At 69.4% G+C, this 13,156-nt stretch carries 12 protein-coding genes and 2 tRNA genes; 3 read left to right on the top strand and 11 right to left on the bottom strand.

Going from position 1 to position 13,156, the window contains the following annotated elements; translation table 11 throughout:
* Positions 1-48: 48 nt before the first annotated feature.
* Entirely contained in the window at positions 49-2,937 is a 2,889-nt protein-coding gene (gene leuS / locus ACIQBL_RS15470; protein ID WP_401941424.1) for a leucine--tRNA ligase, read from the bottom strand.
* 429 nt (positions 2,938-3,366) lie between these two features.
* Here leuS and ACIQBL_RS15465 point away from each other — a divergent pair, with 429 nt between their 5' ends.
* Both ACIQBL_RS15465 and ACIQBL_RS15460 read left to right on the top strand, forming a co-directional pair.
* Positions 3,367-4,701 carry a cytochrome b/b6 domain-containing protein gene (locus tag ACIQBL_RS15465; protein WP_401941422.1) on the top strand — a complete coding sequence of 445 codons (1,335 nt, stop codon included), beginning with the start codon at positions 3,367-3,369 and terminating at the stop codon, positions 4,699-4,701.
* Entirely contained in the window at positions 4,698-6,311 is a 1,614-nt protein-coding gene (locus ACIQBL_RS15460; RefSeq protein ID WP_401941419.1) for an NADH-ubiquinone oxidoreductase-F iron-sulfur binding region domain-containing protein, read from the top strand. Before ACIQBL_RS15465 ends, ACIQBL_RS15460 begins: the two co-directional genes overlap by 4 nt.
* 124 nt (positions 6,312-6,435) lie before the next feature.
* Here the strand turns inward: ACIQBL_RS15460 and ACIQBL_RS15455 are convergent.
* The 10 genes from ACIQBL_RS15455 to ACIQBL_RS15410 all read right to left on the bottom strand — a co-directional run bounded on the left by ACIQBL_RS15455 (position 6,436) and on the right by ACIQBL_RS15410 (position 11,881).
* Positions 6,436-6,508, bottom strand: a tRNA-Ala gene (locus tag ACIQBL_RS15455).
* Between the two features lie 122 nt (positions 6,509-6,630).
* Positions 6,631-6,864, bottom strand: coding sequence for a hypothetical protein (locus ACIQBL_RS15450; protein WP_003976229.1), 234 nt, complete (start codon positions 6,862-6,864; stop codon positions 6,631-6,633).
* Between the two features lie 3 nt (positions 6,865-6,867).
* Positions 6,868-7,041, bottom strand: coding sequence for a hypothetical protein (locus ACIQBL_RS15445; protein WP_019063265.1), 174 nt, complete (start codon positions 7,039-7,041; stop codon positions 6,868-6,870).
* A 419-nt stretch (positions 7,042-7,460) separates the two neighbouring features.
* Positions 7,461-7,533, bottom strand: a tRNA-Ala gene (locus ACIQBL_RS15440).
* 118 nt (positions 7,534-7,651) lie between these two features.
* On the bottom strand, positions 7,652-8,317 hold the full coding sequence (locus ACIQBL_RS15435) for a histidine phosphatase family protein (RefSeq protein ID WP_401941416.1): 666 nt from the start codon (positions 8,315-8,317) through the stop codon (positions 7,652-7,654).
* Positions 8,314-8,757, bottom strand: a complete 444-nt coding sequence (rsfS, locus tag ACIQBL_RS15430) for a ribosome silencing factor (RefSeq protein ID WP_401941413.1) — start codon at positions 8,755-8,757, stop codon at positions 8,314-8,316. The genes ACIQBL_RS15435 and rsfS overlap by 4 nt, the downstream gene beginning before the upstream one ends.
* Before the next feature lie 169 nt (positions 8,758-8,926).
* On the bottom strand, positions 8,927-10,615 hold the full coding sequence (locus ACIQBL_RS15425) for an LCP family protein (protein ID WP_401941410.1): 1,689 nt from the start codon (positions 10,613-10,615) through the stop codon (positions 8,927-8,929).
* Between the two features lie 16 nt (positions 10,616-10,631).
* A complete protein-coding gene (gene nadD, locus ACIQBL_RS15420) occupies positions 10,632-11,321 on the bottom strand; it encodes a nicotinate-nucleotide adenylyltransferase (protein ID WP_401941408.1) in 690 nt (229 codons plus the stop codon).
* A gap of 67 nt (positions 11,322-11,388) precedes the next feature.
* Entirely contained in the window at positions 11,389-11,550 is a 162-nt protein-coding gene (locus ACIQBL_RS15415) for a hypothetical protein (protein ID WP_401941405.1), read from the bottom strand.
* Positions 11,551-11,719: 169 nt separating this feature from the next.
* Positions 11,720-11,881 carry a hypothetical protein gene (locus tag ACIQBL_RS15410; RefSeq protein WP_033285921.1) on the bottom strand — a complete coding sequence of 54 codons (162 nt, stop codon included), beginning with the start codon at positions 11,879-11,881 and terminating at the stop codon, positions 11,720-11,722.
* Positions 11,882-11,982: 101 nt separating this feature from the next.
* Here ACIQBL_RS15410 and ACIQBL_RS15405 point away from each other — a divergent pair, with 101 nt between their 5' ends.
* Positions 11,983-13,110, top strand: a complete 1,128-nt coding sequence (locus tag ACIQBL_RS15405; protein WP_401941402.1) for a M48 family metallopeptidase — start codon at positions 11,983-11,985, stop codon at positions 13,108-13,110.
* Positions 13,111-13,156: the final 46 nt, after the last annotated feature.

Raw genomic sequence — 13,156 nt, 5'->3', positions numbered from 1 at the left:
GACCCGCCGCGGCCTGTCGATCGACCGCGACCACACCCACTGCGACCGCTACGCCGGAACGATGTTCACCAGCTTCGGCGCCCGCACGATCACCTTGCGGATGCCCGCGCCCTCCAGCGCGGCGACGACCTTCTCGTCGGCCAGCGCGACCTTCTCCAGCTCGGCCTCGGAGATCGTCGGGGAGACCTCCAGACGCGCCTTGACCTTGCCCTTGATCTGCACGACGCAGGTCACGCTCTCGTCCACGACGTACGCCGGGTCGGCGACCGGGAACTCCTGGTGGACCACCGTGTCGGTGCGGCCCAGCTTGCGCCACAGTTCCTCGGCGATGTGCGGGGCCAGCGGCGCGACCAGCAGCACCAGGGACTCGGCGACGGACCGCGGTACCGCCCCGCCCGCCTTGGTCAGCTGGTTGTTCAGCTCGGTGATCTTCGCGATGGCCGTGTTGAAGCGCAGCCCCTGCAGGTCCTGGCGGACACCGTCGATCGCCTTGTGCAGCGCGCGCAGCGTCTCCACGTCGATGTCGGAGTCCGGGACGTCCACGACCGTGACCTCACCGGTCGTCTCGTCGACGACGTTGCGCCACAGCCGCTGCAGCAGCCGGTACTGGCCCACCACCGCGCGCGTGTCCCACGGCCGGGACACGTCCAGCGGGCCCATGGCCATCTCGTACAGGCGCAGGGTGTCGGCGCCGTACTCGGCGCACATCTCGTCCGGAGTGACCGCGTTCTTCAGGGACTTGCCCATCTTGCCCAGCAGCCGGGAGACCTTCTCGCCCTGGTGGTAATAGGCGCCGTCGCGCTCCTCGACCTCGGCGGCCGGCACCGGGAAGCCCCGGCTGTCCCGGTAGACGTAGGCCTGGATCATGCCCTGGTTGAACAGCTTGTGGAACGGCTCCGGGGACGAGATGTGCCCCAGGTCGAACAGCACCTTGGACCAGAAACGGGCGTACAGCAGGTGCAGTACGGCGTGTTCGGCGCCGCCGACGTACAGGTCGACGCCGCCGTGCGGCATGCCCGCGCGGGGGCCCATCCAGTACTGCTCGATGGCCGGGTCGACCAGCTTCTGGTCGTTGTGCGGGTCCAGGTAGCGCAGTTCGTACCAGCAGGAACCGGCCCAGTTCGGCATGGTGTTGGTCTCGCGGCGGTACTTCTGGGGGCCTCGGCCGTCGCCCAGGTCCAGGGTGACGGCGACCCAGTCCTCGTTGCGCGACAGGGGCGTCTCCGGGGACGTGTTCGCGTCGTCCGGGTCGAAGGTGCGCGGCGAGTAGTCCTCGACCTCCGGCAGCTCCAGGGGCAGCATCGACTCGGGCAGCGAGTGCGCGACGCCGTCCTCGTCGTAGACGATCGGGAAGGGCTCGCCCCAGTAGCGCTGGCGGCTGAACAGCCAGTCGCGCAGGCGGAAGTTGACGGTGCCCTCGCCGATGCCCTTGCGGGCCATCCACTCGGTGATGCGGGCCTTGGCCTCGGCCACGGGCAGGCCGTCCAGGGAGATCTCGTCGTTCGAGGAGTTGATGATCTTCGCGTCGTACGCCCCGAAGGCGTTCTCCCATGTCGACGTGTCGGTGCCGCGGCCGTCGGTGGGCTCGACGATGCAGTGGATCGGCAGCTCGAAGGCGCGCGCGAAGTCGAAGTCGCGCTGGTCGCCGCAGGGGACGGCCATGATCGCGCCGGTGCCGTAGCCCATCAGTACGTAGTCGGCGATGAAGACGGGGATGCGGTCGCCGTTGACCGGGTTGGTCGCGTACGCGCCGGTGAAGACACCGGTCTTGTCCTTGGCCTCGGCCTGTCGCTCCACGTCGGACTTGGTGCCGGCCTGCGCGCGGTACGCGGCGACGGCCTCCACCGGGGTGGTGTGGCCGCCGGTCCACACGTCGTGCGTGCCCTCGGGCCAGGCGGCCGGGGTGAACTTGTCGACCAGGGGGTGCTCCGGCGCCAGCACCATGTAGCTCGCGCCGAACAGGGTGTCGGGGCGCGTGGTGAAGACGGTGACGTGCTCGCCGTCGACAGGGAAGTCGACGCGGGCGCCCTCGGAGCGGCCGATCCAGTTGCGCTGCTGCAGCTTGATGGCCTCGGGCCAGTCCAGCTGCTCCAGGTCCGCCAGCAGCCGGTCGGCATAGGCGGTAATCCGCATGTTCCACTGGCGCAGCTTGGCCTTGAAGACGGGGAAGTTGCCGCGCTCGGAGCGGCCGTCGGCGGTGACCTCCTCGTTGGCCAGTACGGTGCCCAGGCCCGGGCACCAGTTGACGGGCGCTTCGGAGGCGTACGCCAGGCGGAACTCGCCCAGGACGTCGGCACGTTCGACGGCGGTCAGCGCCTGCCACGCGCGCGTGTGGCCCGGTACGGCACGCTCACCGGACTCGAACTGGGCGATCAGCGCGGCGATCGGGCGGGCCTTGTCGGCCTCGTCGTCGTACCAGGAGTTGAAGATCTGCAGGAAGATCCACTGGGTCCACTTGTAGTACTCGGGGTCGATCGTGGCGAACGACCGGCGCTTGTCGTGGCCCAGGCCCAGCGCGCGCAGCTGGGACTTCATGTTGTCGATGGCCGCCACGGTGGTGATCCGGGGGTGCTCACCGGTCTGCACGGCGTGCTGCTCGGCGGGCAGGCCGAAGGCGTCGAAGCCCAGGGTGTGCAGGACGTTGTGGCCGGTCATCCGCTGGAACCGGGCGAACACATCGGTGGCGATGTAGCCCAGGGGGTGGCCTACGTGCAGGCCCGCGCCGGAGGGGTACGGGAACATGTCCATGATGAACTTCTTGGGCCGGGCGGCCAGCTCGGGGTCGCCTGCCAGGTCGCCGCTCGGGTTCGGCGCCTCGTAGGTACCCTCGGCCTCCCAGAAGTCCTGCCAGCGTGCCTCGATGTCCGCGGCCATGGCGGCCGTGTAGCGGTGCGGGGCGACCACCTCGGCGGCGGCAGCGGGGTTCGTCTCGCTCATGATCCAAAACTCCATCGATCGTCTCTGCCGGCGGCTGCGACATTCGGGGTGTGACATCCACCAAATGAAAAATCCCCTCGCACAGGAGGGGACGCCGCGCCGATTCCGACCTCACCGTTCACCGGTGGTCGGGACTGATCAGCGCGGCTCGCTAAGCAGAAGGCGTACGGCACGCATGGCATGAGGGTACCGCAGCGCTTGAGCACAACGCGACGCGCTTCCGTATGCCTTCTAGATGCCCCCGCGCATCGCACGCAGCACCGCCCCAAGGTCAAGGGTTACTTCGCGTAACGCCCCCTAAGGGACATCAGTACAACCGCATAGTCGTTTGATAACAACGCAATAACTCAAACCTCGTACCCACCGGTATGGAGCCACTTAGAGTTCGGCAGCGGGACCGCTTTCCCGATACTGCTCGGAGTTGCCCCCATGAACCCTCGTCGTAGTACCAGTTCGCTCCCCAAGCCGGGCCGTTCGGCCTATGGCGTGGTGAGCCTCGTCGTCCTCATCTTCATACCTGTGTTCGTGCTGCTCGGAGGCAGCCAGGTACAGAGCTTCCTCAACTTCGGCGCGGGCGTCCTCTCGCTCGTCTCCCTCACCTGCTCGGTGATCTGGGGGCTGGTCGCCCAGGACCGGGTCGTCCTCAACATCCGCCAGCGGATCGTGGCCCAGGGCATCCACCGGGTGACCGCCGTCGGCTCGATCGCGTTCCTCGTGATCCACATCACGGTCAAGCTGGCGCTCGACCACACCGTCCTGATCGCCGCGCTGATCCCCTTCAGCCTCGGCGTCAAGGGCAGCGCCGGACTCATCGGCCTCGGCTCCCTGGCCGGCCTGCTCATGATCTTCGTGGGCATCACCGGCGCCCTGCGCAACCAGTTCGCCTCCCCGGCCCCGGTCGCCGCCCGCTGGCGCGCGATGCACATGCTGGCCTATCCGGCCTGGTGCGCGGCGCTGGTCCACGGCCTGTTCGCGGGCCGCGCGGCGAAGCCGTTCTTCATGATCTCGTACGAGCTGTGCCTGGTCGGGGTCGCCGCCGCCCTCGCCCTGCGCTCGGCACCCCGCCCCTTCAAGCGGAAGTTCGCCGACAAGGTCGCCATGCTCCTGGGCAACGAGGAGCGGCCGGGTCTCGACGAACTCGACGCGAGCCGGGGCCGCGTGGCCGAGTCGGCGCTGCCCGGCTACGAGAGCCGCCGTCCGGCCGAGGGCCGACGCCCCGCGCAGCAGCCCTCGTTCACCGACACCGGGTCGATCCCGCGTATGGACCCCGCCGCCCAGTACGAGACGAGGTCCATGACCCCGGTGGCCGACACGAACGGTTTCGCCGCCGCCTATCGCACCGCCACGCCGGAGTCCACCGGTCAGATGCCGTACGTCACCGACCAGACCGCGCGCATGAACGTGCCGATGGACATGCAGAACACGCAGGGGGTCCCGCGCGTGGACAGCGGCGGCAGCGTCTCCGGCAGCTGGCCGATCCCGTCCCCGCCGCCGGTCGGCGAGGCGCCCCCGTCGGCCTACGACCCGCTCCAGGACACCGGGTACAACATCCCGACGTACAACAACAATCCGGGCACGGGCGGGTACGGCGAGGGATATGTGTACGACACCGGTGAGTCGAACGGTGCCTCCGGTACGTACAACCCCAATGACACGTACAACAGCGGTCCCGCCACTGATCAAACGCCCAACGCTTCGTACGACTTCGACGCGCAGGGCGGCTCGGGCGAACCTTGGAACACGCCTTCCGGAGGCTATAGGTGAACGAGGCCCTGCCCGACGTCCCGGAAGTCCGCGTCGTCGGGCTTCCTCAGCTCACATCGGGCTTCGACCTTGTCGAGAGACTCGACCTGCCCATGCACCTCAAGGTCCACGGGCCGCTCGAACCGATGGGCGGGGAGCAGCTCGCGAAGCTGTCCGAGGCCATCAACCTGAAGGGCCGCGGCGGCGCGGGCTTCCCCTTCCACAAGAAGCTGCGGTCGGTCGCCGAAGCGGCGATCAAACGCGGCGTACGGCCGGTCGTCGTCGTCAACGGCAGTGAGGACGAACCGGCCTGCCGCAAGGACACGGTGCTCATCAACCGTGCCCCGCACCTCATCCTGGACGGCGCCCTCCTGGTCGCCGAGGCCCTGGGTGCCCGCACGCTCGTGGTGGGGGTCACCCGGGAGTCGACGCAGCGCTCCATGGAGGCGGCGCTCGCCGAACGCGGCCTGAGCAACACCCGCCGCTCGGCCCTGAAGGCGTTCGTCCAGCGCAACCCGGTCCGCATGGTCACCGGCGCCGCCGCGTCCCTGATCCGCTCGATCGACGGCGGCCCGGCGATCCCGCCCGGCCGCAAGGTCAGCGCCTCCCAGAACGGCGTCGGCGGCGTCCCCACCCTGCTCTCCAACGCCGAGACCTTCGCCCAACTCGCCATCGCCGCCCGCATCGGCCCCGAGCGCTACGGCAACACCGGCCTCTACGACGAGCCCGGCACCGTCATGCTCACGGTCTCCGGTGCGGTCGCCCGCCCCATGGTGATCGAGGTCCCCACAGGCGTACCGCTGCGCTACGTCCTGCAGCTGGCCGGCGCCCCGCCGGTCCCCCAGGGTGTGCTGACGGGCGGTTACCACGGCAAGTGGATCGACGCGGCGACGGTCAACGAGGCGATCGTCTCCCGCAACTCCCTGGACGCGGTGGGCGGTGCGCTCGGCGCGGGCGCCATCATGCCGATCGCCCAGGAGACCTGCCCCCTGGGCGAGTCGCTGCGCGTGGCCCAGTGGCTGGCCGACGAGAGCGCGGGACAGTGCGGTCCCTGCTACCTCGGTCTGCCCGCCGCCGCGCGCGGCATGGAGGACATCCTCAACGGCGGCGGCCCGGCCGCCCTGGAGGCGCTCAAGCAGGTCGCCAAGGCCGTGAAGCGGCGTGGCGCGTGCTCGCACCCCGACGGCTCCGCGATGTTCCTGGAGTCGACCATCAAGGCGTTCACGGACGACCTCGCCGCCCACGTCCTCGGAAACGGCTGCGGAAGGCCCGTGGAGGGCGTTCTGCCGCTCTTCGAGGGCGGCCAGCTCCCCGCGGGCATCACCAGCGGCGCGGAGGCCGAGGAGAGCGGTCCCAGCCGTCAGAAGATCTACGTCGACTGGACGCTGTGCCGGGGCCACGGTCTGTGCGCGGACATCCTCCCGGAGGTCTTCGAACTCGGCGCCGACGGCTTCCCCACCGTCGCGCAGGCCCAGGTGCCGCGTTACGCGGAGGCGAAGGCGCTCCGCGCGGTGCGCCGTTGCCCGGCGCTCGCCCTGCGCCTGGAGGAGGAGACCGCGCGGGACAAGGGCCCGGCCCGCAACCTGCCGGTCCTGTCCCAGGGCCGCGGCCGGCGGGCCCTGGGCCGCTGAGCAGAGCACACAGACGGCGGGCCGACCCCTCTCAGGGGCGGCCCGCCGCTCCATGACCGGGGCAACTCCCCCTGGACACAGCGAAGGCGGGTCATCCCATGGGATGACCCGCCTTCGACTTCTGTGGAGCTAAGGAGAATTGAACTCCTGACCTCCTGCATGCCATGCAGGCGCTCTACCAACTGAGCTATAGCCCCTTGCGATGTGCTACCGGGTCTCCCCGGCGGCGACGCCAACATTACCGGGCGACCCCGTGGACCACCAAATCCGTTTCCGTCGCCGTGCTCGCCGGGACCTCCTCGCGGGGTCCCGGCCGGGGTCAGGCGGTGACGAACGAATAGAACCGCTTCAACGTGCAGTGTTCTTCCAGGAGTCGACCGTAGATCGGCTCACCCTCGAGTTCGCGGTACGTCTCGATCGGGTCGCCCTTTATGATCAGCGCCCGCGCGCACTCCTCGCACCAGTACTGGTAGTCGGGATTCACCGGTTCCATGTCACGGACGATCGGCGTCCCACTGCCGCACCAGTCGCACTTTCGCCTGTGTGCACCCATCGATCAGCTCCAGCTGTGGCCGCAGGCCGTGCACACGTAGGAAACTCCGCCGTTGTCCCCGAGGACTTGGGCCACGTGGGCGGAACCGCAGGAAGGGCAGCTCAGGCGGGTGATCGTATCCCGTATCAACGCCGCATCGAAGAGGTGGTCGACCTCCTCGATGATGCTCGCAGGCATCGCTACTCCCTCCCGTCGGGCCGCGCCCCCTTCCGGCCGTTTGATTCTGCCACGGCCGGACCAATACGGTCAGCGACGCCTTAGTACCAGTCCGGACACGGCACCCACCGCGGCCGTCCCCGCCAGGGCGAACACGCCCGCCAGAAGCGCCTTCGCAGAGGTATACGCCTCCGGGGCCCCAAGTGACTCAAGCCGGTCGAAGAACAGTGTGCCGAAAACCGCGACCCGGCCTCGGACCGCGGGCGGCGAGGGGCCCGGCCCCCGCGCCGACGTACGCCACGTACAGTACGGCCCCGAGGCGCGCCGTCGCCCGGCAGTGCCGCCAGGGACGAAAAAATCCCGCCCCTGAACGGGACGGGATCTCATCGAAGCGATCTTGGACGGCTCCCGGTCTCTGACAACTCGAGAGTGTCGATCTGTGGAGCTAAGGAGAATTGAACTCCTGACCTCCTGCATGCCATGCAGGCGCTCTACCAACTGAGCTATAGCCCCTCGTGCCACGCGGCCGAGCCGCATGGTGTTTCGCCCCGCTCGGCGGGGCGAACAAGAAGAACTTTAGCCTGCGACCTGCCGGAAAGTGAAATCCGGGGTCGGGGCCCTGGAGGGCCGCTCAGTCGTCGTCGCCGAGCACCGGTTCCGGGAGCGTGCCGGCGTTGTGTTCCAGCAGGCGCCAGCCGCGGGCACCCTCGCCGAGCACGGACCAGCAGCAGTTGGACAGGCCGCCGAGACTCTCCCAGTGCTGGGACTCCAGACCGAGGAGACGCCCGATGGTGGTACGGATCGTGCCGCCGTGGCTGACCACCACGAGGGTGCCGTCCTCGGGCAGCTTCTCGGCGTGCCGCAGCACGACGGGGGCGGCCCGGTCGGCGACCTCGGTCTCCAGTTCGCCGCCGCCGCGGCGCACCGGCTCCCCGCGCTTCCACGCGGCGTACTCCTCGCCGTGGCGGCCGATGATCTCCTCGTGCGTCAGCCCCTGCCAGACGCCCGCGTAGGTCTCCCGCAGGCCCTCGTCGTGGGTGACGTCGAGGTCGGTGAGGGCGGCCAGCTCGGCGGCCGTGTTCGCGGCCCGCTTCAGGTCGGAGGCGACGATCGCGTCGGGCTTGAGGGAGGCCAGCAGCCGGGCGGCCCGGCGGGCCTGGCCGATGCCGGTGTCGGTCAGCTCGACGTCCGTGGTGCCCTGGAAGCGGCGCTCCACGTTCCAGGCGGTCTGGCCGTGCCGCCACAGGATGACGCGGCGGCCCCGGCCGGCCTTGCGGCCGTCCGCGCCCGCGGTCACCGCACCTCCCCGAACTCGGAGGCGTCCTCCTCGGCCCGCAGCTTGGCGTGCTCGGCACCCTTGCCGCGGGTGGCCTTGGCCTCGGCGGGGAGGTCCAGCTCGGGGCAGTCCTTCCACAGCCGCTCCAGGGCGTAGAAGACACGCTCCTCGCTGTGCTGGACGTGGACGACGATGTCGACGTAGTCGAGCAGGATCCAGCGGGCGTCACGGTCGCCCTCGCGGCGCACCGGCTTGGCGCCGAGTTCCTTGTTCAGCCGCTCCTCGATCTCGTCGACGATCGACTTGACCTGACGGTCGTTGGGAGCGGAGGCCAGCAGGAAGGCGTCCGTGATCGACAGCACATCGCTGACGTCGTAGGCGATGATGTCGTGCGCGAGCTTGTCGGCGGCCGCCTGGGCGGCGGCGGAGATGAGCTCGATGGAGCGGTCAGTGGCGGTCACTACGCGGCTTTCGGTCGGCGGTCAACAGACCTCAAGGGTCTCACGGACCGCGGACGGCACCCCACGTGAATAACGGATCACGCCCCGGACACCGGTCGGGACACCGGCTTCGGCTCCGGGGCGTGCTCTCCGTCACACAGCCACTACGTCGTCGTCCCCTACGTGGTCGTCATGAGGACGACGACGGCTTGTAGTCCTCGCCCAGGACCACCGAGACGTCCGCGTTCGCGGAGACCGTGCCCTTGGTCACGGTGCTGGTGGGCAGGCCCAGGGTCTTGGCTACCTCGGTGGCGTTCTCCTTGTCGGCCGGGCCGGAGTACGTGACCTTGGACGTGGCCGAGGCCGCGGCCGCAGTACCGGCCTCCAGGAAGGTGAAGCCGCCGTTGAGGAGGACGACGCGGGCCTTCTCGGTGTCGTCCTTGACGCCGGTGGCGTTCTGGACGGCGACCCGGACCGCCGAGCCCTCGTCGGGGCTCTTCGCGGTGCCGCCGAGGACGTCCTTGACGACGCTCGCGGAGGCCTGCGCGGTCATGGTGCCGTCGTTCTGGACGGGCAGCAGGGCCGTCTTGTAGGCGCCGCCCTTGGCGAGGTCGGCGAGCTTGGCGAGGAAGGTGCCGAGGTCCTTGTCGGTCAGCGACGGGTCGAGGATCTGGGCCAGCGTCTGCACGGTCGTCGTCGCCGCCGTCGGGTCGGAGGTCAGCTGCCGCAGGACGCCCTGCATGACCTGCCCGAACCGCTCCAGCTGGGCGTTCTGGGCCTCCCCGGAGGCCCGGTAGGTGGCGTAGGCGACGGCCATGTTGCCGCTGAGGGTCTGGTCCTTGCCCTTGTGGACGAGGGGCGCGGCACTCTTCTTCTTCGCGGCCGGGTCGGGTACGGCGACGTTGGTGTCGACGTTGATGTTGCCGACGAGGTCGACCAGGTTCTGGAGGTAGGGGGTGTCCAGCCGCCAGGTGCCCTCGATGTTGGTGCCGAGGACCGTGTCGAGTTCGTCGCGCGTCCCGGAGGAGCCGTCGTCGTCGACCGACTTGGCCAGCGTCGTGGTGTTGCCGTCGTCGTCCGTGAGGGCGAGGGAGTTGGGCACCAGGACGGTGGTGCCCTGCTTGATGGTGGTGTTGTCCACGAGCAGCGCCGTGGAGGTGCCGCCCCCCGAGGTGTTGTGCAGGTGGACGACGATCACATCGCGGTTCTGGGCGCCCGCGGCCGTCGTCGTACCGGACTTCGAGGCGGACGAGGACACTCCGGGGAGCTTCCCGGCGTACCAGAGGTAGCCGACACCGCCGGACACGACCAGCGCCAGGACCACGACGAGGGCGACCATACGGCCGCGGGCCCGGCGCTTGGCCTCCTCGCGGCGCTCGGTGCGGTTCTCGGTGAAGTTCAGCCAGTCGATGACGTCCTCGGAGTCGTCGGTCGGCTCCTCCACGAAGGCGAACTGCCCGGTGTTGTGATCCCGTTCACGCGCGTCCGGGGTGTCCGGGGCTTCGGTGTCCTCGGCCGGCCCGGCCTGCTGCGGGATGTAGGCGGTCTGCTCGGCCACCCGGGGCTGCTGTCCGCTTGCCGCGGTCTGCCCGTAGGGGTCGTAGGCCGTCGTCGTCCCGGTGGCGTACGGGTCGTAGCCGGACTGGGGCGCCTGCGGGCCCGTGTCGTACGCGGCGGCGGTCTGCTGCTGCGTGCCGGTCGCGTACGGGTCGTAGGCATAGCCCTGTTGTTGCTGTCCGTACGGGTCGTACGGCTGCTGCTGCGGGGGCTGTTGGGTCTGCTGGACCGGGACCTGACGGTAGACAGGCTGGTTGTACTCGTCGTAGCCGACGAGTTCGTACTGGTCGCCGCCGTACCCGGCGTCGTATCGGTCGTTCACCGGTGCCCCTCTCGGCTCACTCGCCGCGGTACAGCTCGCGCTTGTCGATATAGCGCACGACTCCGTCGGGCACCAGGTACCAGACGGGATCTCCCTTCGCGACTCTCGCACGGCAGTCTGTGGAGGAGATGGCGAGCGCGGGAACCTCGACCAGCGAGACGCCGCCCTCCGGGAGACCCGGGTCGGTCAGGGTGTGGCCGGGCCGGGTGACCCCGATGAAGTGCGCGAGGGAGAACAGTTCCTCCGCGTCCCGCCAGGTCAGGATCTGGCCGAGGGCGTCGGCGCCGGTGATGAAGAAGAGGTCCGCGTCGGGGTTGATCGCGCGCAGGTCGCGCAGGGTGTCCGTGGTGTAGGTGGGGCCACCGCGGTCGATGTCGATACGGCTCACCGAGAACTGGGGGTTCTCGGCGGTCGCGATCACCGTCATCAGGTAGCGGTCCTCGGCCAGCGCGACCTTGCGGTCGGTCTTCTGCCAGGGCTGGCCGGTCGGTACGAACACCACCTCGTCCAGGTGGAACTGCGCGGCGACCTCACTGGCCGCCACGAGGTGTCCGTGGTGGATCGGGTCGAACGTTCCGCCCATGACGCCGAGACGGCGCTTGCCGGGGTTCGACGGGCCGTTGTTGCGCGGGCCGTTCACCATTCGGTTCTCCGTGCCGCGCGTCGTGTCGTTCGCCGGACCGGTAGGCATGTCCTGCTCTCCCATGCGTGCAGACCCTACCGGCCCGGTGTGAAGGCCCCGAGACCCGTCCGGCGGACAGAAGGGACAGACCCTAGCGGTCGCGGTTGAAGCGGGTGGTGATCCACAGCAGGAGCATGAGGAGGAGGAACGCGCCGCCACCGGTGACGATCGGCTGGAGGCTCTCGTGGTTGCCCCCGCCCTCCCCCTCGGCGGCAAGAGTGACCAACTGGGCAACAGTGCCGTGGTAGCTCATCTTCAGCAGAACCTATCCGATGGGGGTCCCCCCGCCCGAGCGAAGTCGAGAGTGGGGGAGAGCGGGATAAAGATGTCGGCCCATGATAAGCGGGCACCCTGGCGGCGATCACGCCGACTCCGCCATGGGGAAGTCGACATGGGCGTCGGCAGGGAACTCGACGGGCGCCTCAGTCGTCCTTCTGTTTGTACCCGCGCAGCAGGAACCACGCGGTCAGGATGCAGCCGAGGAACATCACGATCAGTACGACCCTGAGCAGATCCCCCGACCCTTGCCGGGGGGCGGCGCTCGCGGCCTCTGCGAGCCAGGCGGCTGCGGAATGGGGCTCCATGCGTTGACTCCTTCGCTGTACTGCCCGTCCACGGTATCTCCGCCTAGGCTGGGCTCTGCTTCGGGGGCACTCAGGGCACTCACACGCACATGGGGGACCACATGTCCGAAGACGGCCACGAGCAGAACGGGCACGAGAACGTGCCGAGCAGGCAGCGCAGGCGCTTCCCGGGGATCTCCTCGCGTGCGTACGAACACCCCGCCGACCGCTCCGCCCTGGTGGCGCTGCGCAAGCTGACCGGGTTCGACACGGTGTTCAAGGCGCTCAGCGGGCTGCTGCCCGAGCGCAGTCTGCGGCTGCTGTTCCTCTCCGACTCGGTGCGCGTGTCGGACCAGCAGTTCAGCCACCTCAACGACATGCTGCGGGACGCCTGTTACATCCTGGACCTGGAGAAGGTCCCGCCGATGTACGTCACCCAGGACCCGCAGCCCAACGCGATGTGCATCGGCCTGGACGAGCCGATCATCGTCGTCACCACCGGCCTGGTCGAGCTGCTCGACGAGGAGGAGATGCGGGCGGTCGTCGGCCACGAGGTGGGCCACGCCCTCTCCGGCCACTCGGTGTACCGCACGATCCTGCTGTTCCTGACCAGCCTGGCCCTGAAGGTCGCCTGGATCCCGCTGGGCAACCTCGCGATCCTGGCGATCGTGACGGCACTGCGCGAGTGGTTCCGCAAGTCGGAGCTGTCCGCCGACCGCGCGGGTCTGCTGGTCGGCCAGGACCTGCGGGCCTCGATGCGCGGCCTGATGAAGATCGCGGGCGGCAACCACCTGCACGAGATGAACGTGGACGCCTTCCTCAAGCAGGCCGAGGAGTTCGAGTCGGGCGGCGACCTGCGCGACTCGGTGCTGAAGATCCTGAACGTGCTGCCCCGCTCCCACCCGTTCACCACCGTGCGGGCCGCCGAGCTGAAGAAGTGGGCCGAGTCCCGCGACTACCAGCGGATCATGGACGGCCACTACCCGCGGCGCAGCGAGGACAAGGACACCTCGGTCACGGACGCGTTCCGCGAGTCGGCGGCGAGCTATGCCACCAACGTGAAGAGCTCCAAGGACCCGCTGATGAAGCTGGTCAGCGACATCGCCGGCGGCGCGGGCGACCTGGGCGGCCGGGTGCGGCGCGGCTTCGGCGGCTTCGCGAGCACGTCACCGCAGGACGAGCCGCCGGCCGACTCGGCCAACGGCACCGAGCAGCCGCCGACGGACACGCCGCCGCGCGACGGGGACTGACCTCGGACACATGGATCCGGTGCTCGGCCCCAGGTGCGGAAACTCA

The organism is Streptomyces sp. NPDC088350, assembly GCF_044753545.1.
Taxonomy (GTDB): Bacteria; Actinomycetota; Actinomycetes; order Streptomycetales; family Streptomycetaceae; genus Streptomyces.
Note: the sequence above shows the minus strand (reverse complement) of the source record. Positions and strands in the feature narration are given on the sequence as shown.

Excerpts from the sequence above, each read along its gene's own strand:
- ACIQBL_RS15450 (WP_003976229.1), bottom strand. The coding sequence starts at position 6,864 with ATGGGTGCACACAGGCGAAAGTGCGACTGGTGCGGCAGTGGGACGCCG.
- ACIQBL_RS15405 (WP_401941402.1), top strand. The coding sequence starts at position 11,983 with ATGTCCGAAGACGGCCACGAGCAGAACGGGCACGAGAACGTGCCGAGC.
- ACIQBL_RS15465 (WP_401941422.1), top strand. The coding sequence starts at position 3,367 with ATGAACCCTCGTCGTAGTACCAGTTCGCTCCCCAAGCCGGGCCGTTCG.
- nadD (WP_401941408.1), bottom strand. The coding sequence starts at position 11,321 with ATGGGAGAGCAGGACATGCCTACCGGTCCGGCGAACGACACGACGCGC.
- ACIQBL_RS15410 (WP_033285921.1), bottom strand. The coding sequence starts at position 11,881 with ATGGAGCCCCATTCCGCAGCCGCCTGGCTCGCAGAGGCCGCGAGCGCC.
- ACIQBL_RS15445 (WP_019063265.1), bottom strand. The coding sequence starts at position 7,041 with ATGCCTGCGAGCATCATCGAGGAGGTCGACCACCTCTTCGATGCGGCG.
- leuS (WP_401941424.1), bottom strand. The coding sequence starts at position 2,937 with ATGAGCGAGACGAACCCCGCTGCCGCCGCCGAGGTGGTCGCCCCGCAC.
- ACIQBL_RS15415 (WP_401941405.1), bottom strand. The coding sequence starts at position 11,550 with ATGAGCTACCACGGCACTGTTGCCCAGTTGGTCACTCTTGCCGCCGAG.